The sequence below is a fragment of the Streptomyces caeni genome (assembly GCF_042678285.1).
Classification (GTDB): Bacteria; Actinomycetota; Actinomycetes; order Streptomycetales; family Streptomycetaceae; genus Streptomyces; species Streptomyces caeni.
The window spans coordinates 38322-58432 of the sequence record NZ_JBHUDX010000002.1; the positions used below are offsets into that span (position 1 = coordinate 38322).

Annotated in this window: 18 protein-coding genes; 3 read left to right on the forward strand and 15 right to left on the reverse strand. The window is 71.6% G+C overall.

Annotated features, from left to right (window positions below; genetic code table 11):
• Nucleotides 1-4: 4 nt before the first annotated feature.
• The 15 genes from ACFSL4_RS00795 to ACFSL4_RS00865 all read right to left on the reverse strand — a co-directional run bounded on the left by ACFSL4_RS00795 (nucleotide 5) and on the right by ACFSL4_RS00865 (nucleotide 16288).
• Nucleotides 5-652, reverse strand: coding sequence for a lysophospholipid acyltransferase family protein (locus ACFSL4_RS00795; RefSeq protein ID WP_381076983.1), 648 nt, complete (start codon nucleotides 650-652; stop codon nucleotides 5-7).
• Nucleotides 649-1341 carry a (d)CMP kinase gene (gene cmk / locus ACFSL4_RS00800; RefSeq protein ID WP_381076986.1) on the reverse strand — a complete coding sequence of 231 codons (693 nt, stop codon included), beginning with the start codon at nucleotides 1339-1341 and terminating at the stop codon, nucleotides 649-651. Before cmk ends, ACFSL4_RS00795 begins: the two co-directional genes overlap by 4 nt.
• Before the next feature lie 159 nt (nucleotides 1342-1500).
• Nucleotides 1501-2595, reverse strand: coding sequence for a prephenate dehydrogenase (locus ACFSL4_RS00805; RefSeq protein ID WP_381076989.1), 1095 nt, complete (start codon nucleotides 2593-2595; stop codon nucleotides 1501-1503).
• Nucleotides 2592-2954, reverse strand: coding sequence for a chorismate mutase (gene aroH / locus ACFSL4_RS00810; RefSeq protein WP_381076991.1), 363 nt, complete (start codon nucleotides 2952-2954; stop codon nucleotides 2592-2594). Before aroH ends, ACFSL4_RS00805 begins: the two co-directional genes overlap by 4 nt.
• A gap of 96 nt (nucleotides 2955-3050) precedes the next feature.
• The gene (locus ACFSL4_RS00815; RefSeq protein WP_381076993.1) at nucleotides 3051-4070 is read right to left on the reverse strand and encodes an ADP-ribosylglycohydrolase family protein; all 1020 of its coding nucleotides are present in this window, start codon (nucleotides 4068-4070) and stop codon (nucleotides 3051-3053) included.
• Nucleotides 4071-4799 carry an NUDIX hydrolase gene (locus tag ACFSL4_RS00820; protein WP_381076996.1) on the reverse strand — a complete coding sequence of 243 codons (729 nt, stop codon included), beginning with the start codon at nucleotides 4797-4799 and terminating at the stop codon, nucleotides 4071-4073. It abuts the gene before it with no gap.
• A gap of 115 nt (nucleotides 4800-4914) precedes the next feature.
• Nucleotides 4915-5988, reverse strand: a complete 1074-nt coding sequence (locus ACFSL4_RS00825) for a pseudouridine synthase (RefSeq protein ID WP_381076999.1) — start codon at nucleotides 5986-5988, stop codon at nucleotides 4915-4917.
• Nucleotides 5988-6659: an SMC-Scp complex subunit ScpB gene (gene scpB, locus ACFSL4_RS00830; RefSeq protein WP_381077001.1), complete on the reverse strand. Its 672-nt coding sequence runs from the start codon at nucleotides 6657-6659 to the stop codon at nucleotides 5988-5990. The genes ACFSL4_RS00825 and scpB overlap by 1 nt, the downstream gene beginning before the upstream one ends.
• Nucleotides 6656-7726, reverse strand: a complete 1071-nt coding sequence (locus ACFSL4_RS00835) for a segregation and condensation protein A (RefSeq protein WP_417819867.1) — start codon at nucleotides 7724-7726, stop codon at nucleotides 6656-6658. The genes scpB and ACFSL4_RS00835 overlap by 4 nt, the downstream gene beginning before the upstream one ends.
• Nucleotides 7727-8082: 356 nt before the next feature.
• Complete coding sequence (locus ACFSL4_RS00840) at nucleotides 8083-8658, reverse strand: hypothetical protein (RefSeq protein WP_381077007.1); 576 nt, start codon at nucleotides 8656-8658, stop codon at nucleotides 8083-8085.
• Complete coding sequence (locus ACFSL4_RS00845) at nucleotides 8643-9776, reverse strand: ParA family protein (RefSeq protein ID WP_381077010.1); 1134 nt, start codon at nucleotides 9774-9776, stop codon at nucleotides 8643-8645. Before ACFSL4_RS00845 ends, ACFSL4_RS00840 begins: the two co-directional genes overlap by 16 nt.
• 418 nt (nucleotides 9777-10194) lie before the next feature.
• The gene (ald, locus tag ACFSL4_RS00850) at nucleotides 10195-11319 is read right to left on the reverse strand and encodes an alanine dehydrogenase (protein ID WP_381077013.1); all 1125 of its coding nucleotides are present in this window, start codon (nucleotides 11317-11319) and stop codon (nucleotides 10195-10197) included.
• Nucleotides 11320-11486: 167 nt separating this feature from the next.
• Nucleotides 11487-13553 (reverse strand): tetratricopeptide repeat protein, encoded by a 2067-nt coding sequence (locus ACFSL4_RS00855; RefSeq protein WP_381077016.1) that lies wholly within the window; start codon nucleotides 13551-13553, stop codon nucleotides 11487-11489.
• A gap of 355 nt (nucleotides 13554-13908) precedes the next feature.
• Complete coding sequence (locus tag ACFSL4_RS00860) at nucleotides 13909-14535, reverse strand: NUDIX domain-containing protein (protein WP_381077019.1); 627 nt, start codon at nucleotides 14533-14535, stop codon at nucleotides 13909-13911.
• Nucleotides 14536-14620: 85 nt separating this feature from the next.
• Complete coding sequence (locus ACFSL4_RS00865) at nucleotides 14621-16288, reverse strand: CTP synthase (RefSeq protein WP_381077021.1); 1668 nt, start codon at nucleotides 16286-16288, stop codon at nucleotides 14621-14623.
• Nucleotides 16289-16757: 469 nt separating this feature from the next.
• Here ACFSL4_RS00865 and ACFSL4_RS00870 point away from each other — a divergent pair, with 469 nt between their 5' ends.
• From ACFSL4_RS00870 to ACFSL4_RS37660, 3 genes are all read left to right on the forward strand, one after another.
• Nucleotides 16758-18560: a glycoside hydrolase family 15 protein gene (locus tag ACFSL4_RS00870; RefSeq protein WP_381077024.1), complete on the forward strand. Its 1803-nt coding sequence runs from the start codon at nucleotides 16758-16760 to the stop codon at nucleotides 18558-18560.
• Between the two features lie 140 nt (nucleotides 18561-18700).
• Complete coding sequence (locus ACFSL4_RS00875) at nucleotides 18701-19441, forward strand: hypothetical protein (protein ID WP_381077026.1); 741 nt, start codon at nucleotides 18701-18703, stop codon at nucleotides 19439-19441.
• 190 nt (nucleotides 19442-19631) lie between these two features.
• Entirely contained in the window at nucleotides 19632-19949 is a 318-nt protein-coding gene (locus tag ACFSL4_RS37660; RefSeq protein WP_465269745.1) for a TetR-like C-terminal domain-containing protein, read from the forward strand.
• The last annotated feature ends 162 nt before the right edge of the window (nucleotides 19950-20111 follow it).

A 20111-nucleotide genomic window follows, 5' to 3' on the forward strand; every position in this document is an offset into this window, starting at 1 on the left:
TCGCTCAGCGCCCGGTGAGGCGCCTGGCGTTTTCCAGGTGCGCGGTGAGCTGCTTCTGGATGCGCTCCGTGGCCTCGTCGAGCGCCGTGCGCGTACGCCGCCCCGTGCCGTCGCCCGCCTCGAACGGGTCACCGAAGACGACGTCGATCCGGCTGCGCAGCGGCGGCAGCCCCTTTATCAACCGCCCGCGCCGCTCGGAACTTCCCAGCACCGCGACCGGCACGATCGGCGCCCCCGAGCGGACCGCGAAGTACGCGAGTCCGGCGCGCAGCGAGGCGAAGTCGCCCTCGCCGCGGGTGCCCTCGGGGAAGATCCCGAGGACTCCCCCCTTCCCCAGCACGCCCAGCGCCCGGGTCACGGCCGTGCGGTCGGTGCTGTGGCGGTCGACCTCCAGCTGGCCGATGCCGCGCAGGAAGGGGTCGAGCGGGCCGACGAACGCCTCCTTCTTGATCAGGAAGTGCGTCGGCCGGGGCGCCACGCCCATGACCATGGGACCGTCGATGTTGTGGGAGTGGTTGACCGCGAGGATCGCCGGGCCGCTCGCCGGAACCCGCCACGCGCCCAGGACGCGCGGCCTCCACAGCCCGTACATCAGGCCGACACCGATCCGCCGGCCGACGTCGGCGCCGCGTGGCGAAGGAACCTCGGTCACTTTCCGGCCCGCTTCTCCTCGACGAGGGTGACGACGCACTCGATGACCTGCTGCAGCGTGAGGTTGGTGGTGTCCACCTCGACGGCGTCGCCGGCCTTGGCGAGCGGGGACGTCTTGCGGGTGGAGTCGGCCGTGTCCCGCTTGATCAGGGACTCGCGGGTGGTGTGCAGGTCCGCGCCCTTCAGCTCGCCGTGGCGGCGGGCGGCGCGCGCCTCCGGGGACGCGGTGAGGAAGATCTTCAGGTCGGCGTCCGGCAGCACGGTCGTGCCGATGTCGCGGCCCTCGACGACGATGCCGTGCTCCGAGGCCGCGGCGATGGAGCGCTGCAGCTCGGTGATCCTGGCCCGCACCTCGGGGACCGCGCTGACCGCGCTGACCCTGGAGGTGACCTCCTGACCGCGGATCGGAGCGGAGACGTCCACGCCGTCCACGGTGATGGTGGGCGCGGACGGGTCGGTGCCGGAGACGATCTCCGGCTTGCCCACCACCGCCGCGACCTCCGAGGGATCGGTCGTGTCGATGCCGTTGTTCACCATCCACCAGGTGATCGCCCGGTACTGGGCGCCGGTGTCCAGGTAGCTCAGCCCGAGCTGCGCCGCCACGGCCTTCGAGGTGCTCGACTTGCCCGTGCCGGAGGGGCCGTCAATGGCGACGATCACTGGCGGGGCGGTCCGGGCGCCGTTTTCCACGGGGGGACACCTTCCTGGTGCGGGGTGGCGGATGGGCGGGACGCGAGGGCGCCCCGCACAAGGTTACTGGCTCTGCGGAGCCGGTATGACGGGCCTACGGCCGGGCCCTCCCGCCGTACGGGCACCCCGTCGCCCCGCCCGCCTGCCGGATCCCCCGCCCTACTGGCGGATCGCCCAGCCACGCTTCCGCAGCGCCGCGCTCAGCGTCGGGGCCGCCTTCTGCTCCACCATGAGCTGCACGAGACCCGCCTGCTGCCCCGTCGCGTGCTCGATGCGGACGTCCTCGATGTTGACTCCCGCCATGCCCGCGTCCGCGAAGATGCGGGCCAGCTGCCCGGGCTGGTCGTCGATGAGGACGGCCACCGTCTCGTACGCCCGCGGGGCGCTGCCGTGCTTGCCGGGCACCCGGACCTGGCCGGCGTTGCCGCGGCGCAGCACGTCCTCGATGCCGCCGGCGCCCTCGCGCCGCTTGGCCTCGTCGGAGGACTGGAGGGCGCGCAGGGCCCGCACCGTCTCGTCGAGGTCGGCGGCCACCTCGGACAGGAGGTCGGCGACCGGCCCCGGGTTCGCGGACAGGATGTCGATCCACATCCCCGGGTCGGAGGCCGCGATGCGGGTGACGTCCCGGATGCCCTGGCCGCACAGCCGTACCGCCGCCTCCTCGGCGTGCTCCAGACGCGCGGCGACCATGCTGGACAGCAGGTGGGGCATGTGGGAGACGAGGGCGACCGCCCGGTCGTGGGCGTCGGCGTCCATGACGACCGGGACGGCCCTGCAGTGCGAGACCAGTTCCAGGGCGAGGTTCAGTACCTCGGTGTCGGTCTCCCGGGCCGGGGTCAGCACCCAGGGGCGGCCCTCGAAGAGGTCGCCGGTGGCAGCCAGCGGGCCGGACTTCTCACGGCCCGCCATGGGGTGCGTGCCGATGTACCCCGACAGGACGGCCGGGTCAAGGCCGAGTGCCTCCAGTTCACGGCGCGGGCCGCCCTTGACGCTGGCGACGTCGAGGTAGCCCCGTCCGAGGCCGCGCCGCATGGCGTCGGCCAGCGCGGCTGCCACATGCGCGGGCGGGGCCGCGACGATCACGAGGTCGACGGGCCCCGCCGGCGCCTCGTCGGTGCCGGCGCCGAGCGCCGCCGCCGTGCGGGCCTGCTCGGGGTCGTGGTCGGCGAGGTGCACGGTCACCCCCCGCGCGGCGAGCGCCAGGGCCGCCGACGTGCCGATCAGTCCCGTGCCGATGACGAGTGCGGTCCTCACTGGGCGATGTCCTTGCGGAGGGCGGCCGCGGCGCCGAGGTAGACGTGCGCGATGTCGGCGCGCGGCCGGTCGGACTCGATGTGGGCGAGGACGCGGACGACCCGGGGCATCGCGCCCTCGACGTCCAGTTCCTGCGCACAGATCAGCGGCACGTCGACGATGCCGATCTTGCGGGCGGCGGCCGCCGGGAAGTCGCTGTGCAGATCGGGCGTGGCGGTGAACCAGATGCTGATCAGTTCGTCGGCCGTCAGGCCGTTGCGCTCCAGGATGGCGGTGAGCAGGGCTCCGACCCGTTCGTCCATGTGCCCGGCCTCGTCCCGTTCCAGTTGGACGGCGCCCCGGACCGCTCGTACCGCCACGGTGATGCTCCTCGCCTGTGTGCCGAAACGTCTGCCCCCAGGGTAGTCAGGCCGGAACGCCCCGGTGTGCACCGCCCGCCTGGCGAGACGTCCCGCTCAGGCGTCCCAGAGCGCCCCCAGGGCCTGCAGCTCGCCCCCGTACTCGATCCGGTCGGTCCACTTTCTCGGCCAGGCCCCGGCGCCGAGGCGGGCACCCGCGAAGGCGCCCGTCAGGCAGGCGATCGAGTCGGAGTCGCCCGAGGTGCAGGCGGCCCGGCGCAGGGCGGCGAGGGGCTCGTCGGGGAAGAGCAGGAAGCACAGCAGACCGGTCGTGAGGGCCTCCTCGGCGATCCAGCCCTCGCCGGTGGCCAGGCAGGGGTCGGTCTCGGGCGAGACGGTCCGGACGGCCGCCCGGAGGCGTTCGAGGGCCTCCAGGCACTCGTCCCAGCCGCGGGCGATGAAGTGCTCGGGCGAGGGGTCCTGGGCGTGGGTCCAGAGATCTCCGAGCCACCGCTCGTGGTAGCGGGAGCGGTTGTCGTACGCGTAGGAGCGCAGCAGGCCCACCAGGCCGGTCGGCTCGGCGCCCTGCGCGAGCAGGCGTATCGCGTGGGCGGTCAGGTCGGACGCGGCGAGCGCGGTGGGATGACCGTGGGTAAGGGCGGCCTGCAACTGGGCGGCGCCCGCGCGCTGTTCGTCGCTCAGGCCGGGTACGAGGCCGACGGGCGCCACACGCATGTTGGCCCCGCAGCCCTTGGAGCCGGTCTGGCTGGCCCGCTGCCAGGGGCGGCTCTCGTCCCTCAGCAGGTTGCAGGCCACCAGGCAGGTCCGGCCGGGCGCCCGGTTGTTGTCCGGGGACTGGTACCAGTCGACGAACTCCTCGCGGACCGGCCGCTGCATCCGCGCCGGCGTCAGGGTCCCGCGGCCCATGGCCGTGCGCAGCCCGCGCCCGAGCGCCAGCGTCATCTGTGTGTCGTCGGTGACGATCGCCGGCCGCGGCAGCTCCATCTCCCGCCAGGGGCCGCACTTGGCGAGGATCGACGGCACATCGTTGAACTCGGTCGGGAAGCCGAGCGCGTCACCCAGGGCGAGGCCGAGCAGGGATCCGGTGGCGGCGCGCTTGGCGAGGGCGGTGGTCATTCAGGGCCGTCCTTCCGTGGTGGGGCGGAACAGGGGCGGGTGCAGGGCGGCAGCGCCGCCGGCGCGGTAGAGGGCGGCGGGCTTGCCACGACCTCCGGTCAGCCGGGCGGCGCCCGGGACAGGTTCGACGAATCCCGGGGCGGCGAGGACCTTGCGCCGGAAGTTCGGCCGGTCCAGCGCGGTGCCCCAGACGGTCTCGTAGACCTGCTGGAGCTCGCCCAGGGTGAACTCGGGCGGGCAGAACGCGGTCGCGAGGCAGGTGTACTCGAGCTTGGCGCCGACACGGTCGTGGGCGTCGGCGAGGATCCGGTCGTGGTCGAAGGCGAGCGGCCCGGCAGTGGCGCAGGGCAGCCAGCGGGCCTGCGCCGCGTCGCCGCCGCCGTGCGGCTCGGGAGGGTCGGGCAGCAGCGCGGCGAAGGCGACGGAGACGACCCGCATACGGGGGTCGCGGCCGGGGTCGCTGTAGGTGCGCAGCTGCTCCAGATGGAGCCCGGAGACGTCCGCGAGGCCGGTCTCCTCGGCGAGTTCGCGCCGGGCCGCGTCCTCCGCGGACTCGCGGGGCAGCAGGAAACCGCCGGGGAGCGCCCAGCGGCCCGCGTACGGCTCCTGACCGCGTTCGACGAGCAGCACGTGCAGTGCGCCCGCGTGGATCGTGAGGACGGCGAGGTCGACGGTGACGGCGAAGGGTTCGTAGGCGTACTTGTCGTAGTCCTGGCCGGTGCCCTGCATACCCCCCCTTTAATAGTCGCATTGACTATAAACGGCGGCGGTCCCGCACAACAAGACGGCCGGCCCCCGCCGTCGCGGGAACCGGCCGCTGCGAAACGGTCCTTGAGGAAAAGGCCTAGAGATCGACTTCCTTCATCAGCATGCCGACCTCCGTGTTGGACAGGCGGCGCAGCCAGCCCGACTTCTGGTTGCCGAGGGTGATGGGCCCGAACGCCGTGCGCACCAGCTTGTCGACGGGGAAGCCGACCTCGGCGAGCATGCGGCGCACGATGTGCTTGCGGCCCTCGTGCAGGGTCACCTCCACGAGGTAGTTCCTGCCGGTCTGCTCCACCACCCGGAAGTGGTCCGCGCGCGCGTACCCGTCCTCCAGCCGGACGCCCTCCTTCAGACGCTTGCCCAGGTCGCGCGGGATCGGACCGACGATGTGCGCCAGGTAGGTCTTCTTGACGCTGTACTTCGGGTGCGTCAGCCGGTGCGCGAGCTCGCCGTGGTTGGTGAGCAGGATGACGCCCTCGGTCTCGGTGTCGAGCCGGCCGACGTGGAAGAGCCGGGTCTCACGGTTGGTGACGTAGTCGCCGAGGCACTGACGCCCGTCCGGGTCCTCCATGGTGGAGACGACACCGGCCGGTTTGTTGAGCGAGAAGAACTGGTACGACTGGGTGGCCACGGTCAGCCCGTCGACCCTGACCTCGTCCTTCTCCGGGTCGATGCGCATGCCCTGCTCGATGACGATCTCGCCGTTGACCTCGACCCTCGCCTGCTCGATCAGCTCCTCGCAGGCGCGCCGCGAGCCGTACCCCGCGCGCGCGAGCACCTTCTGCAGCCGCTCGCCCTCCTGCTCGGCGCCAGGGAAGGTCTTGGGCGGGCTGATCTGCTTCCTGCCCGCGTACCGCTCGCGGTTGCGTTCCTCCGTCCGCGCCTCGTACTCACGGGAGCGCGCCGGAGTCGTGCGGCCGCGGCCGCGCTCCTGGGACTGCTTAGGGCCACCCTTGGCACCGCCGCGCGCGGAGCCCCCGCGCCCCGACTTCGGGCCGTCCTGCGGAGCACCCGGCGCCACGTCGTAGCGGCGCTCCTCGGGACGGGGCTTGCGGGGGCGGCCCTGGCCCTGCTTCTGGTCCCTGTTGTCACCGGCACCGCGGTAGTTGCCCCGCCCGCCGTTCCTGCTGCTGCCGCTGCCGCTGCTTCGCATCAAAGTTCCGTCGTCGTGTTCGTCGTGTGATCGCCGTCTGCGTCCGGAGCATCGGGAGCGTCCGGGTCGAACGACAAAGCACCCTCCTGGGTCTCGGCCTCGATCGCCTCCGCCTCCGGGAGGAAGGGCGCGAGCTCCGGAAGCTCGTCCAGGCCGCGCAGGCCCATCCGCTCCAGGAAGTAGTTCGTCGTCCTGTACAGGATCGCACCTGTTTCGGGTTCCGTGCCCGCCTCCTCGACCAGAGCGCGCTGGAGGAGGGTGCGCATGACACCGTCGCAGTTGACCCCGCGGACCGCCGAGACCCGGCTGCGGCTGACCGGCTGGCGGTAGGCGACCACCGCCAGGGTCTCCAGCGCGGCCTGGGTGAGCCGGGCCTGCTGCCCGTCGAGCACGAAGCGCTCCACGGCGGGGGCGTAGGCGGCACGGGTGTAGAAACGCCAGCCACCGGCGACGAACCGCAACTCGAACCCGCGCCCCTGCACGGTGTACTCGTCGGCGAGCTCGCGCAGCGCGTCGGCGATCTGCCGCGGGGGCCGCTGAAGGATCTTCGCCAGGTGTTCCTCGGTGGCGGGCTCGTCCACGACCATGAGGACGGCCTCCAGAGCGGGCTTGAGGTCGAGCCCGGCCACGGTGTCCGGGCCGGCCGGAATCCCGGCGGTCTCCTCGCTCACACCTTCTCCTCCGTCTTCGTGCCGTTGCTGCCGGGCTCCTCGGGCGGCCGGTCGAACTCGTCCGTGACCACCGGCGTCTCGTCCCCGTCCCCACCGGTCCAGCGCACGACCAGCTCACCCAGCGCGGCCTCCTGCTCCAGCGCCACGGCCTTCTCCCGGTACAGCTCCAGCAGCGCGAGGAAGCGCGCGACGACGGTGAGGGTGTCGTCGGTGTCCTCCACGAGGACACGGAAGCTGGCCTCGCCGAGTTCCCGCAGCCGCGCCACCACGATCCCGGCCTGTTCCCGCACCGACACCAGCGGGGCGTGGATGTGGTCGACGTACACCTGCGGCTTGGGCCTGGGCTGCATCGCCTTGACCGCGAGGCGGGCGAAACCCTCGGGGCCGATGCTGATGACGACCTCGGGCAGCAGCTCGGCGTGGTGGGGTTCCAGGCCGACGGTACGCGGGTGACGCCGGGCCTCGTCCTCGGTGCGCCGGCTGAAGATCTCGGCGATCTGCTTGTAGGCGCGGTACTGAAGGAGCCGCGCGAACAGCAGGTCCCGGGCCTCGAGCAGCGCGAGGTCGGCCTCGTCCTCGACCTCGGCGGCGGGCAGCAGCCGGGCCGCCTTGAGGTCGAGCAGTGTCGCCGCGACGACGAGGAACTCGGTGGTCTGGTCGAGGTCCCAGTCCGGGCCCATGGCGCGGATGTACGCCATGAACTCGTCGGTCACCTTGGACAGCGCCACCTCGGTGACGTCCAGCTTGTGCTTGGAGATCAGCTGGAGGAGGAGGTCGAAGGGCCCCTCGAAGTTGGCGAGCCGGACCGTGAAGACACCGTCACCGGCTTCCGCCTCGCCCGGGGCCGCGGCGGAAGAGCCGGCGGCGGAACCCGCGTCCGCCACCGGCGCGGACGCCGGGGAGGCGACACCCTCCGCCCCGGCCGCCCTCACGAGCACCGCAACGGCCCCCTGCTCGGCCACGGCCCCCGCCCCACCGGACACGACTCGCGGTGCACGGCCCGGCCCGGCTGCAACCGCCGCGTCGGCCGCAGTCCCCGGCTCACCACCCGGCCCGGCGGCCGCCACCCCGCCAGGGGTCGAGGTGTCGCTGCCCTCGCGTGGCGCAACCGGCTCGTGTCCCGGCTCGGTGGGGGCGCCGGGGCCGTCGGTCGTCGGCGCGGTGGAGACGGTTCGCCCACCACCTCCAGCGCCGACTGGGGTCCGCGCGGGCGCGGACTGCGCGGCTGCCGTGGGCAGCCGGGGCACCGACCGCGGCGCGCCGTCCTGAGACCCAGGCACCGACCGCGGCGCGTCGTCGTGGGGCCTCGGCTCGACCGGGGGCGCGGCCCCGGGCCCACGCCCCAGCGTGCGCCGGCGGCCGGCGGAGCCGGTGGCGGGAGGGGAGCCGTCGTACGAGGTCATGGCCGTCGCAGGCTACCTGCTCAACGCCCCCGAAGCCGACGCACGAGGATGCTCGCGTCCCCGCGGGACTCCAGATCCGCCAGGACCACGGCGACCGCCTCGCGCACGATCCGCCCGCGGTCGACCGCGAGCCCGTGCTCGCCCCGGAGCACGAGACGCGCGTGCTCCAGGTCCATGAGCTCCTCCGCGGACACATAGACGGTGATCTTCTCGTCGTGCCGCTCCCGCCCGCTGGGCCGCCGCCCGGCCGCGCGCCCCCGCTTGCGCGGCTGGGCCCCGGAGGACCCGCCAGAACCTTCCTGCGGCGCCTGGCGCCGCGCGGGGCGTTCGGCGGTGGCCGCCCGCGTGCGGGACTCCCCGGTCTCCGACTCCGCGGGGTCCGCCGCGACGTGCTCGTCGCCCTCCCCGTCGCCGCCCTGCACGGGCACCGACGGCGGTGCGTCCTCCGCCGCGGCCGTCGGATCGCTCTCGCCCGCGGGGGCCGGCACCCGGGCCTCGCCGTTGGCCTGGCGCCTCGGGGTGGACGCCTGGAGCGCCATTCCCCCGGTGGTACGGAACAGTTCGTCGGCCCCCGGCAGACTCACTCGGCGTGACACCGGGCGAGCACCTCCCTGGCGAGCTGGCGGTAGGCGGCGGCACCGACGGAGTTGGAGGCGTAGGTGGTGATGGGCTCACCGGCGACGGTGGTCTCCGGGAAGCGCACGGTCCGGCCGATCACCGTGTGGTAGACGTGGTCGTCGAACGCCTCGACGACCCTCGCGAGGACCTCACGGCTGTGCACGGTCCGGGAGTCGTACATCGTGGCGAGGATGCCGTCGAGCTCCAGCTCCGGGTTGAGCCGCTCCTGCACCTTCTCGATGGTCTCGGTGAGCAGTGCGACACCGCGCAGCGCGAAGAACTCGCACTCCAGCGGCACGATCACTTTGTGCGCCGCCGTGAGGGCGTTCACGGTGAGCAGGCCGAGCGAGGGCTGGCAGTCGATGACGATGTAGTCGTAGTCCGGCATCAGCGGCTTGAGTGCCCGCTGGAGCGTCGACTCGCGCGCGACCTCCGACACCAACTGGACCTCGGCCGCCGACAGGTCGATGTTGCTCGGCAGCAGGTCCATGTTGGGGACCGCGGTCTTCAGCAGGACCTCGTCCGCGGACATGCCCCGCTCCATGAGCAGGTTGTAGACGGTGAGGTCGAGTTCCATGGGGTTGACGCCGAGGCCCACGGACAGCGCGCCCTGCGGGTCGAAGTCGACGAGCAGCACCCGGCGCCCGTACTCCGCGAGCGCGGCGCCCAGGTTGATGGTCGACGTGGTCTTGCCGACGCCGCCCTTCTGGTTGCACATCGCGATGATCTTCGCGGGGCCGTGGTCGGTCAGCGGGCCCGGGATCGGGAAGTACGGCAGCGGACGGCCGGTGGGGCCGATGCGTTCGCGGCGCTGGCGGGCCGCGTCGGGCGCGAGCGTGGCCGCGTACTCGGGATCCGGCTCGTATTCGGCGTCCGGGTCGTAGAAGTGCCCGTCGGGCAGTTCGTCGTAGTCGGCGAAGTGGTCGTGGACCTCGCCACTTCCGTTGCCGGCCATGGCGTTCACGTGTTGGCCATCCAAGCTCTGGTGTGCTGTCTGAGCCAGGTGGGGGCGCCGGCTCTGGTGGGCAGCGAAGGTACGGACAGCGACGGAGCCGACAGCCTCGAGCCCCGTGGGACCCGCGCCCCGCGTAGGCATTCCTGGTTGACCACCCCCGGGAGTAAATGTCGACTCATTCACAAGTCGTCTTACCTCCTTGGTGACCAGGTAACTTCTAGATAGGTCAGCGTGGCACCATGCCGACGGTTGGCGACTCTATGGCGTGTCGGCGGTCCGCAGCAACACAATCCGCCGGACCCGGCCCGATGTGTCGGCAATGAAACATCCCCCTGTCAAGGGTGTCCGGGCATCGTTCGCCAGGTTTCACCGGTGTGCGAAACGGTTGAAGGGTTACGTTCGAGGCGAGTTGAACGAGTGCCGCAAAGTGACCATACACACAGCCGGCCGGACCTTGTCGGGCAAGGTCCGGCCGGATTCGCCGTGTTGACGAGGTGAGTTGACCTGTCGCCTTGTGGCCACGGCCCGTCGGAGCGGGCCGGCGGCCGCCTGGCCGGGCCTAGCCGATCAGGGACTCCAGGTCCACGTGCGGCAGACCGTGCGCCTCGGCGACCTCCTTGTAAACCACCTTGCCGTCATGGGTGTTGAGACCCCTGGCCAGTGCGGCGTCACGGCGCAGCGCCTCGGCCCAGCCGCGGTTGGCGAGTTCCACGATGTAGGGCAGGGTGGCGTTCGTCAGCGCGTAGGTGGAGGTGTTGGGCACCGCACCCGGCATGTTGGCGACGCAGTAGAAGACCGAGTCGTGCACCCGGAAGGTCGGCTCGGCGTGCGTGGTCGGGCGGGAGTCCTCGAAGCAGCCGCCCTGGTCGATCGCGATGTCGACAAGGACACTTCCGGGCTTCATCCGGGAGACCAGCTCGTTGGTGACCAGCTTCGGGGCCTTGGCGCCCGGGATGAGCACGGCGCCGATGACGAGGTCGGCCTCGAGGCACGCCTTCTCCAGCTCGAAGGCGTTGGAGACGACCGTCTGGATCTTCGTACCGAAGATCTTGTCGGCCTCCTTGAGCTTGTTGATGTCCTTGTCGAGCAGGGTGACGTGGAAGCCCATGCCGATGGCGATCTGGGCGGCGTTCCAGCCGGAGACGCCACCGCCGATGACCACGGCCTTGCCGGCCGGCACGCCCGGGACGCCGCCGGGCAGCACACCCCGGCCGCCGGCCGCGCGCATCAGGTGGTAGGCGCCGACCTGCGGGGCCAGCCGGCCCGCGACCTCGGACATGGGCGCGAGCAACGGCAGGGCGCGGTTCGGCAGCTCCACGGTCTCGTACGCGATCGCCGTGGTGCCGGACTCCAGCAGCGCGTCCGTGCACTCCTTGGACGCGGCCAGGTGCAGATAGGTGAAGAGCGTCTGGTCCTTGCGGAGCCGGTGGTACTCCTCGGCGACGGGCTCCTTGACCTTCAGCAGCAGGTCCGCGGTGGCCCAGACCTCGTCCGCGGTCTCAAGGATCCGCGCCCCGGCCGCCACGTACTCCTCGTCCGGGATCGAGGAGCCGACGCCGGCGTTCCGCTCGATGACCACCTGGTGGCCGTGGCGCACCAGCTCGTGCACGCCGGCAGGGGTGATGGCCACCCGGAACTCGTTGTTCTTGACCTCGCGGGGAATGCCGACCTTCACGTCGATCACGGTCCTTGGCTCAGAGGGTTCTGGGGCTGTGCATGCCCAGGGCGGCACATGCCCGGTCATTGCATGTCATGCCGGGACACAAGGGAGCGCACCGGGAGACACCGCTGGAGAACCGGCGGCGGAACCAGTCTAATGAAGGATTTCTAGCTGTCTAGCCTTTCATTACTTTAATCTTCGGCGGATGTACTGCGGATTTCGCAGGCGTTAGCGTGGTGTTCCCGGGTCGGGGCGCTCTCCTCACACCCGTCTCCCAGCATGCGCTCGGCCACGCCCCGGTGCAGCCGGGCGGCCGCCGGGTCGCCGAGGCGCTCCAGGGTGTCGGCCATCCGCAGCTGCAGCGCCGCCTGCAGCCGGGCGTCCTCCGCGCGCCGCGCCCATTCGACCGCCTGCTGGCAGGTGTGCAGCGACTCCTCGAGCCGGCCCGCGTACTCCTGCACCCTGGCCACTTCGCTCAACGCCCGCGCGTGGGCGGCGACATCGCCGCTCCTGCGGTGCAGGGCGATCGCGGCGCGCCAGTTGCGCAGCGCCTCGCCGTAGCGGCCCGCGTAGGTGTGCGCGGCGGCGATGCGGCCGTAGAGCCGGGCTGCGTCCGCGTCCTCGTCGCGGGCGAGCCGCTGGACCAGGGCGCGGCCGTACCAGTCGGCGGCCCGGTCGTAGTCCCCCGTCTGCTGGTGGGCACCGCCTACGGATTCCATCGCGCGGCCCGTCGCGTACGGGTCGTTCGCCTCCCGTCCGGCGTCCAGGGCGGCCCGGTAGCGGGCCAGCGCCTCCGTCGTGCGGCCGGTCTGCGCGTCCAGGTCCCCGAGGTTCAGCAGGGCCGCCGCCCGCTCGCGGGGCAGGTCGCGCCGCTCGGCGATGTCGAGGACGAGCCGGTGGACGCCGTACAGCTCCGGTGCGGCGGCCCGGGCGCCGAAGTGGGCGACCATGGCCCTCACCAGCGCGGCCAGCAGGCGGCGGGCCAGCGTGTCCAGCTGACCGTCCAGGACCGCGAGCCGGGCCGCCGCCAGCAGCGCGGGCTGCCGGGCGCGCAGCCAGTCCTCGGCCGCCCGGGGGCTCGGGAACCGCAGGGACCGGGGCAGCGCGGCGAGCCTCTCGCGGGCCTGCGGGCTGTCGGTCTCGGTGATCACGCGGCAGGACTGCAGCAGCCGTACGGTCCGCTCCAGCATCCGGGCGCGGGCCAGCTGCAGTTCTCCGGGCCGGTCCTGGCTCTCGGCGAGGGTGCGGACCATGGGCAGCAGACAGCCGGGGACCTCGTACTGCGGCAGCGGCGAGCCCAGGCGCCGCAGGAAACCGAGGGCTGCCAGGTCGTCGAGGACGGTGCGGGCGTCCTCGACCGAGCAGCCGGCCAGTGCGGAGGCGGTGTGCGGGTCGGCGAGGCCGGCGGGGGCGAGGGAGAGCAGACGCAGGAGGCGCCGGGCGGTGCTCGGCAGCCCCTCGTAGGAGAACCGGAAGACGCGGACCAGAGGGGGTCCGTCGTCCCCGGCCCGCAGTTGCTTGGCGAGGTCGGCGACGGCGGCCTTGGGACGGGCGGCCAGCCATCCTCCGGCGAGTACGAGCGCGGCGGGCTGGCCCGCGCACTCCTCGACCAGCCCCTCGGCGGCCAGGGGGTCGACGGTGATGCGCACGGAGCCGGTGTGACGGGTGAGCAGTTCCAGGGCGGACTTGGTGTCGAGGCCGCCAAGGGTGCAGGGGCGGACGTCCGCGATGCCGGTCAGGGGGCCTTCGGACACGGCCACGGCGAGGCAGTCGGGCGAGTCCGGCAGCAACATGTCGACCTGCTCGGCGGCCACCGCGTCGTCGAGCAGGAGCAGTACGCGGCGACCGGCGAGGGCCTCGCGCAGGATCTGGGCCAGTTCGTCCTCGTCGGCGCCGGCCGGGCTGGGCAGGCCGAGGGCGGTCAGCAGCTCGCGGACGGTGCGCTCGACCGGTACGGGCGTCCCGTCGGGTTCGCTGAGACGGGCGCGCAGCACGCCGTCCCCGTAACGGTCCGCAACCTGGCGTACCAGCTCCTCGGCGAGCGCGGTGCGGCCGGATCCGGGCCGGCCCGCGATGAGCAGTACCCGGGCGCGGGGCGCCTTGCGGCCGGCGATGGTGTCCAGTCCGGCACGCTCGATGTCGGCGCGGAGTTCCTTCAACTCCCTTGTACGTCCAAGGAAATGATTCTCCGTGGCGGCGGGAGGCAGCTCGCTCCCCGGCAGCTCGCCGCCGCCTGTGTCCACCGCCTGATCCGTCACGGGCCACACTCCCGTCCCACTGCGCACACGGGCCCGCCGGGCCTAGGGCGGGTCGTTGATCAGAGCCTAGTTCACGCTCTGCGACGATCCCGGCGGAGCATGGCGGGCATATCCCTCGATCGGATCACCTGATGGTACGACCGGGGGTGTCGTGTGGCGGTGCGATCCGCACCGGGCGGGCGGGGCCCGATCCCGCGTCCTCGAAGGGACAGGGCGACGCCGGGTCCGGTACGCGGTCCCGACGGCTCCCGGTACACGGCCCCGGCGGCTCCCGGCGCGCGGTCCCAGACGCCGAAGGGGCGCGCAGGCCCGGCGGCTCCCGGTACACGGCCCCGGCGGCTCCCGGCGCGCGGTCTCAGACGTCGAAGGGGCGCGCAGGCCACGGCGCCCCGGCCGGGCGCAGCGCGTCCAGCCCGTCGCCGTTCCGCGCCGCGACCAGCGAGAGGACACCCACCACCAGGCAGTTGTTGTGCAGGTCGCCCCCCAGGACGCCGCCCACCAGCTCCTGGAGCGGAACGCGGGCCACCTCCATGTCGGCCTCCTCGTCCTCGACCTCGAAGCGCTGCCCGTCGGCCTCCGACAGATCACGGGCCAGGAAGATGCGCACGGCCTCGTCGCAACCGCCGGGCGTCGTGTAGACGTCCGTGAGCACACGCCAGTCCTCGGCCTTGACGTGCGCCTCCTCGTACAGCTCGCGCTGAGCGGCACGCAGCGGATTCTCGCCGGGGACGTCGAGCAGGCCGGCGGGGATCTCCCAGAGCTTGTGGCGCACGGGATGGCGGTACTGCCGGATCACCAGCACACGGTCCTGGTCGTCGAGGGCGAGGACGGCCACCGAACCGGGGTGCACCTGGTAGTCGCGGCGGGCCACCGTGCCATCGGGCATGACCACGTCGTCGGTGCGGACGGAGGTCTTGTTGCCGACGAACGGGGTCTCGCTCGCCCTGACCTCCCACTCCTCGGCGGTGTCCTTGATCGTCATGTCGCCCTGTTCCTCCCACGCCCTCACGCACACCGGGGCACGCCTCCCGAAGGGCGCGCGCCCCGGCCACCGTACAGCCCCGGTGTCACTCGCCGTTCTTCCGCCGCACGGCCGCCCCGACCAGGCCGGCGAACAGCGGGTGCGGCCGGGTCGGGCGGGAGCGCAGCTCGGGGTGCGCCTGCGTCGCCACCAGGTAGGGGTGCACATCACGCGGGTACTCGACGTACTCGACGAGCTTGCCGTCGGGGGACGTGCCGGAGAACACGAGCCCCGCCTTCTTCTCCAGATCGGCGCGGTAGGCGTTGTTCACCTCGTAGCGGTGGCGGTGGCGCTCCTCGACGTACTCCTTGCCGTCGTACACCTCGCGTACCAGGGAGCCCTCCGCCAGCTTGGCCGGGTACATGCCCAGACGCATCGTCCCGCCCATGTCGCCCTCACCCGCGACGATGTCGAGCTGCTCGGCCATGGTGGAGATCACAGGATGGGCGGTGGCCGAGTCGAACTCGGTGGAGTTCGCGTCCGGGATCCCGGCGAGGTTGCGCGCGGCCTCGATCACGATGCACTGCAGGCCGAGGCAGAGGCCGAGCAGCGGGACCCGGTTCTCGCGGGCGTACTGGATGGCGCCGACCTTGCCCGCGACCCCGCGGTCGCCGAAGCCGCCCGGGATGCAGATCCCGTCCACGTCGGCCAGTTGCTTCCTCGCGCCCGCCGGAGTCTTGCAGTCGTCGGACGTGACCCACTTGATCTTCACCCGGGCCTTGTTGGCGAAGCCGCCCGCGCGCAGCGCCTCGATCACCGACAGATAGGCGTCGGGCAGGTCGATGTACTTGCCGACCAGGGCGAGGGTGACCTCGTGCTCGGGGTTGTGGACGCGGTCGAGCAGGTCGTCCCAGGTCGTCCAGTCCACGTCGCGGAAGGGGAGGTCGAGCTTGCGGACGACATACGCGTCCAGGCCCTCGGTGTGCACGACCTTCGGGATGTCGTAGATCGAGCGGGCGTCGGGGCAGGCCACCACCGCGGCCTCGTCGACGTCGCACATCAGGGAGATCTTGCGCTTGATCGCGGTGGGGACCTCGCGGTCGCAGCGCAGGACGATGGCGTCCGGCTGGATGCCGATGTTGCGCAGGGCCGCCACGGAGTGCTGGGTCGGCTTGGTCTTCAGCTCGCCGGAGGGACCGATGTAGGGCAGCAGCGAGATGTGCACGACGAACACGTTGTCGCGGCCGACCTCGTGACGGACCTGTCGGACGGTCTCCAGGAACGGCAGCGACTCGATGTCGCCGACCGTGCCGCCGACCTCGGTGATCACGACGTCCACCTCGTCGGTGGCCATGCGCCGGATGCGATGCTTGATCTCGTTGGTGATGTGCGGGATGACCTGCACCGTGTCGCCCAGGTACTCGCCGCGCCGCTCCTTGGCGATCACCGTCGAGTAGACCTGGCCGGTGGTGACGTTGGCGGAGCCGTCCAGATCGCGGTCGAGGAAGCGCTCGTAGTGGCCGATGTCCAGGTCCGTCTCGGCGCCGTCGTTGGTGACGAAGACCTCACCGTGCTGGAAGGGGTTCATCGTGCCCGGATCGACGTTCAGATACGGGTCCAGCTTCTGCATGACCACGCGCAGTCCCCGCGCCTTGAGCAGCATGCCGAGGCTGGAGGCGGTCAGGCCCTTGCCGAGCGAGGAGGCGACACCCCCGGTGACGAAGATGTGCTTGGTCGTCGTGGCTGTGCTGTTTCGAAAAACAGTGGGCGGCATGGCCAAGAGGGGGCTCCCGTGGTCGCGGTATGGGGTGCGATACGAATCACCCCCCAAAGGGTTTCCGGGGGTGCCGTCGCTGCGGTTCGGGGGTTTCGTGCCCACCGGTCCACGGGCTACCAGGGTATCAGCGCCTCGGCAGGGGCGCTCCCGGCCACGCTCCGCACATGCGTCACCACGTATCCGCGACGGGTCACCCGTGCCCCACTCGTTCGGACCAGTCTCGTTGCCCGGAGCGGCACGCGGATCCCCCACGTGCGTCGTATCCTGCTCGGACACTCACTGCCGAGCGGTCCCGGAAAACGGCACCACCCCCGCACGTGCCGGAACAACAAGGGCTCGTCAGTTCGTTGAACATCGACTGCACCATTTACGAATGGGTCGGTGGGCAACGCGTTTCCCACACACCCCATGACCGCAAGACCGACCGCCCCTGCCAGGGCGACATGGCCGTTCGACTGGAGTTGCATTGGCCGGGCGTATCGAGGACTACGCACTCATCGGAGACATGCAGACCGCGGCGCTGGTCTGCCGGGACGGCACCGTGGACTGGCTGTGCCTGCCCCGTTTCGACTCCCATGCCGTCTTCGCGGGCCTGCTCGGCACGGAGGAGCACGGGTTCTGGCGCCTGGGGCCGGCCCACGCGGCGGACGCCCGGCCGCCGGCCGCGACCCGGCGGACCTACCGCGGTGAGTCCCTGATCCTGGAGTCCGAGTGGGACACCCCGCGCGGCACGGTCCGGATCACCGACTTCATGCCGCCCCGCGACGGCGCCCCGCAGCTGATCCGGATCGTGGAGGGCGTCACCGGCCGGGTGCCCATGCGCTCCGCGCTGCGGATGCGGTTCTCCTACGGGCGGGTGGTGCCCTGGGTGCACCGGCACGAGGGGCGCACGGTCGCCGTCGCCGGGCCCGACTCCGTGTGGTTCGACACCCACGCCGAGACCTACGGAAAGTCGCTGACCACGTACGCGGACTTCACGGTCGCGCCCGGTGACCGGATCGCGTTCACGATCTCGTGGCAGCCCTCGCACAAGGAGCCGCCGCCGCTGCCGGAGCCCGAGCAGTCGCTGGAGGCGACCGAGGACTTCTGGCGCGAGTGGGTGGAGCAGTGCACGTACCACGGCCCCTACCGCGAGGCGGTCATCCGCTCCCTGATCACGCTCAAGGCCCTCACCTACGCGCCGACGGGCGGCATCGTGGCGGCGCCCACGACCTCGCTGCCCGAGGAGATCGGCGGCGTCCGCAACTGGGACTACCGCTACACATGGCTGCGCGACGCCGCCATCACCCTCTCCTCGCTGCTGCGCACCGGCTACCGCGATGAGGCCCGCGCCTGGCGCGAGTGGCTGCTGCGCGCCGTGGCCGGCGACCCCGAGAACCTGCAGATCATGTACGGCATCGCCGGGGAACGGGAACTGGGCGAGGCGGAACTCGACTGGCTGCCCGGCTACGAGCAGTCGGCACCGGTGCGCGTCGGCAACGGCGCGGCGCACCAGCTGCAGCTGGACGTGTACGGAGAGGTCACCGAGGCCCTGCACCTGGCCCACATGACCGGCCTGGCCCGCAACGACTACGCGGCCCTGCTCCAGCTCAAGCTGATCCGCTACCTGGAGCAGCACTGGGACGAGCCCGACGAGGGCATCTGGGAGGTGCGCGGGCCTCGGCGCCACTTCGTGCACTCCAAGGTGATGGCCTGGGTCGCGGTCGACCGCACGATCAAGCTCATCGAGTCCGGGGACGCGGACGGCCCGCTGGAGAAGTGGCGCGACCTGCGCGACGAGATCCACCGGGACGTGTGCGAGAAGGGCTACGACAAGGAGCGCAACACCTTCACTCAGTCGTACGGGTCCAGGGAGCTGGACGCCTCCCTGCTGCTGATCCCCCAGATGGGCTTCCTGCCTCCGGACGACAAGCGCGTGATCGGCACCATCGAGGCGATCCAGCGGGAGCTGTCCACCCCGGACGGCTTCATCCTGCGCTACCCGACCTCCGGGGAGGAGGAGGGCGTGGACGGGCTCCCGGGCGACGAGGGCGCGTTCCTCGCGTGCTCGTTCTGGATGGCCGACGACCTCGCGATGATCGGCCGCGTGGACGAGGCCCGCAAGCTCTTCGAGAAGCTGCTGGCCCTGCGCAACGACCTCGGCCTGCTCGCCGAGGAGTGGGACCCCCGCCTGCAGCGACAGGTCGGCAACTTCCCGCAGGCGTTCAGCCACGTCCCGCTGATCGACACGGCACTGCGGCTTACGGCTTCGGGGGCTTACGGGGGCTGAGCGGTGTGCAGGTTCCCCCAACGCGTGGCCACTTCCCATCAGTGGTGGCCACCGCGTGGCCCATGGGACACGGGGATGGAAATCATGCTCCGTGGACGAGTGGTTTCCCCTCTTCGTGTACAGGACAGGGACAGGAGCCGATGCTGCCTTCTCACAAAAAGGATCACGTCCGGGAACGCCTGCTCGACCTCGCCAGGACCGACAGTTCCGTCACAGGCGCCGCACTCACCGGTTCACACGCTGCCGGGCAAGGCGACGACTGGTCGGACATCGACCTGGTCCTCGCCGTCCGCGGCGATCTCGCTCCGGAAGTCGATTCCTGGACCAAACGGCTCTACGACGAGTTCGGTGCCCTGCACCACTGGGACCTGGCATCGCCGCCCAGCACCATCCGGGTCTTTCTCCTCCCCGACTGGCTGGAGGTCGACCTCACCTTCTCCCCGGAACCCGCGTTCGGCCCGCGCGGCCCTCAATGGCACACGGTCTTCGGCCGGACAGCGGACCTCGACCCCTTCGCCACACCCGACCCGGACACGCTGATCGGGCTGTCCTGGCACCACGCGCTGCACGCCCGGACCTGCATCGAAAGAAGCCGGAGCTGGCAGGCCGAGCACTGGATCAGCGCCTTGCGCGACCACCTGATCACCCTGACCTGCCTCCGCCTGGGCCACCCCGCGTCCTACGCCAAGGGCGCCCATCTGCTGCCCGATGACCTGACAGCACCTCTGGAAGCGACACTCGTCCACTCGCTGGCCGAGCAAGAACTTCGCAGGGCGCTCAAGGCGGCAGTCAGCCTGCTCACAGCTGAGATCGAACTCTGGGACACCGCACTCGCGCACCGGCTCCGACCGTCTCTCACGCAGCTCACGGAGACCGAGTGAACGGGACAGCCCGGAGGAATCACACCCGTGGGGCAGAACCGTGGACAGACCGTCGGGACCAGCGTCGGAACCCCCAGGCAGTGGGGAGTCAGTGGCCAGCGGCGAAGGGAACCGTGCATGACATTCATGCTTTGGGTGTTGATCTCTGTCGCCTCCTGCTCCAGCCGCGTCGGCGAATCCCAGCCTCGCCCTGTTCCGTCACATCGGCGCCAACACCGATCTGTATCAGGCGCTGGCCAGAGGACGCGGCCTGGCCCTGTTCCTGAGCGCGCTGCACGACGAGCTGACCGCCCTGTTCGCCGAGCGCATGGCCGCCCGCGTTCCGCCCGCCTTCACGCCTGCCGTGCCCTTGCCCCTGCTGGCCGCGATGATCGCGAGCATGATGATCACCGCCATCCGCACCTGGATCGAGGGCGGACTCGCCGAGCCGGCCGAGACGATCGACCGTGCGTTCAACCTGGTCGCCGACGCGGCCATGCAGGCCGGCCTCCGTCCGGCGGACAGCTGACCCCACCACAGGGCGGGGGAAGCCGTCGAGGATCTCTTCGCCCTCAATTTGCAGGCGGGCGGCGCTGCGTGAGCAGTCGGAGGCGGCCGAGTCAGAGGTGTCCCGGCTGGCGATCACCGGCGGTCGGTTGGGGGAGGTGCCGACTTGCTCCGTGTGGGCGCT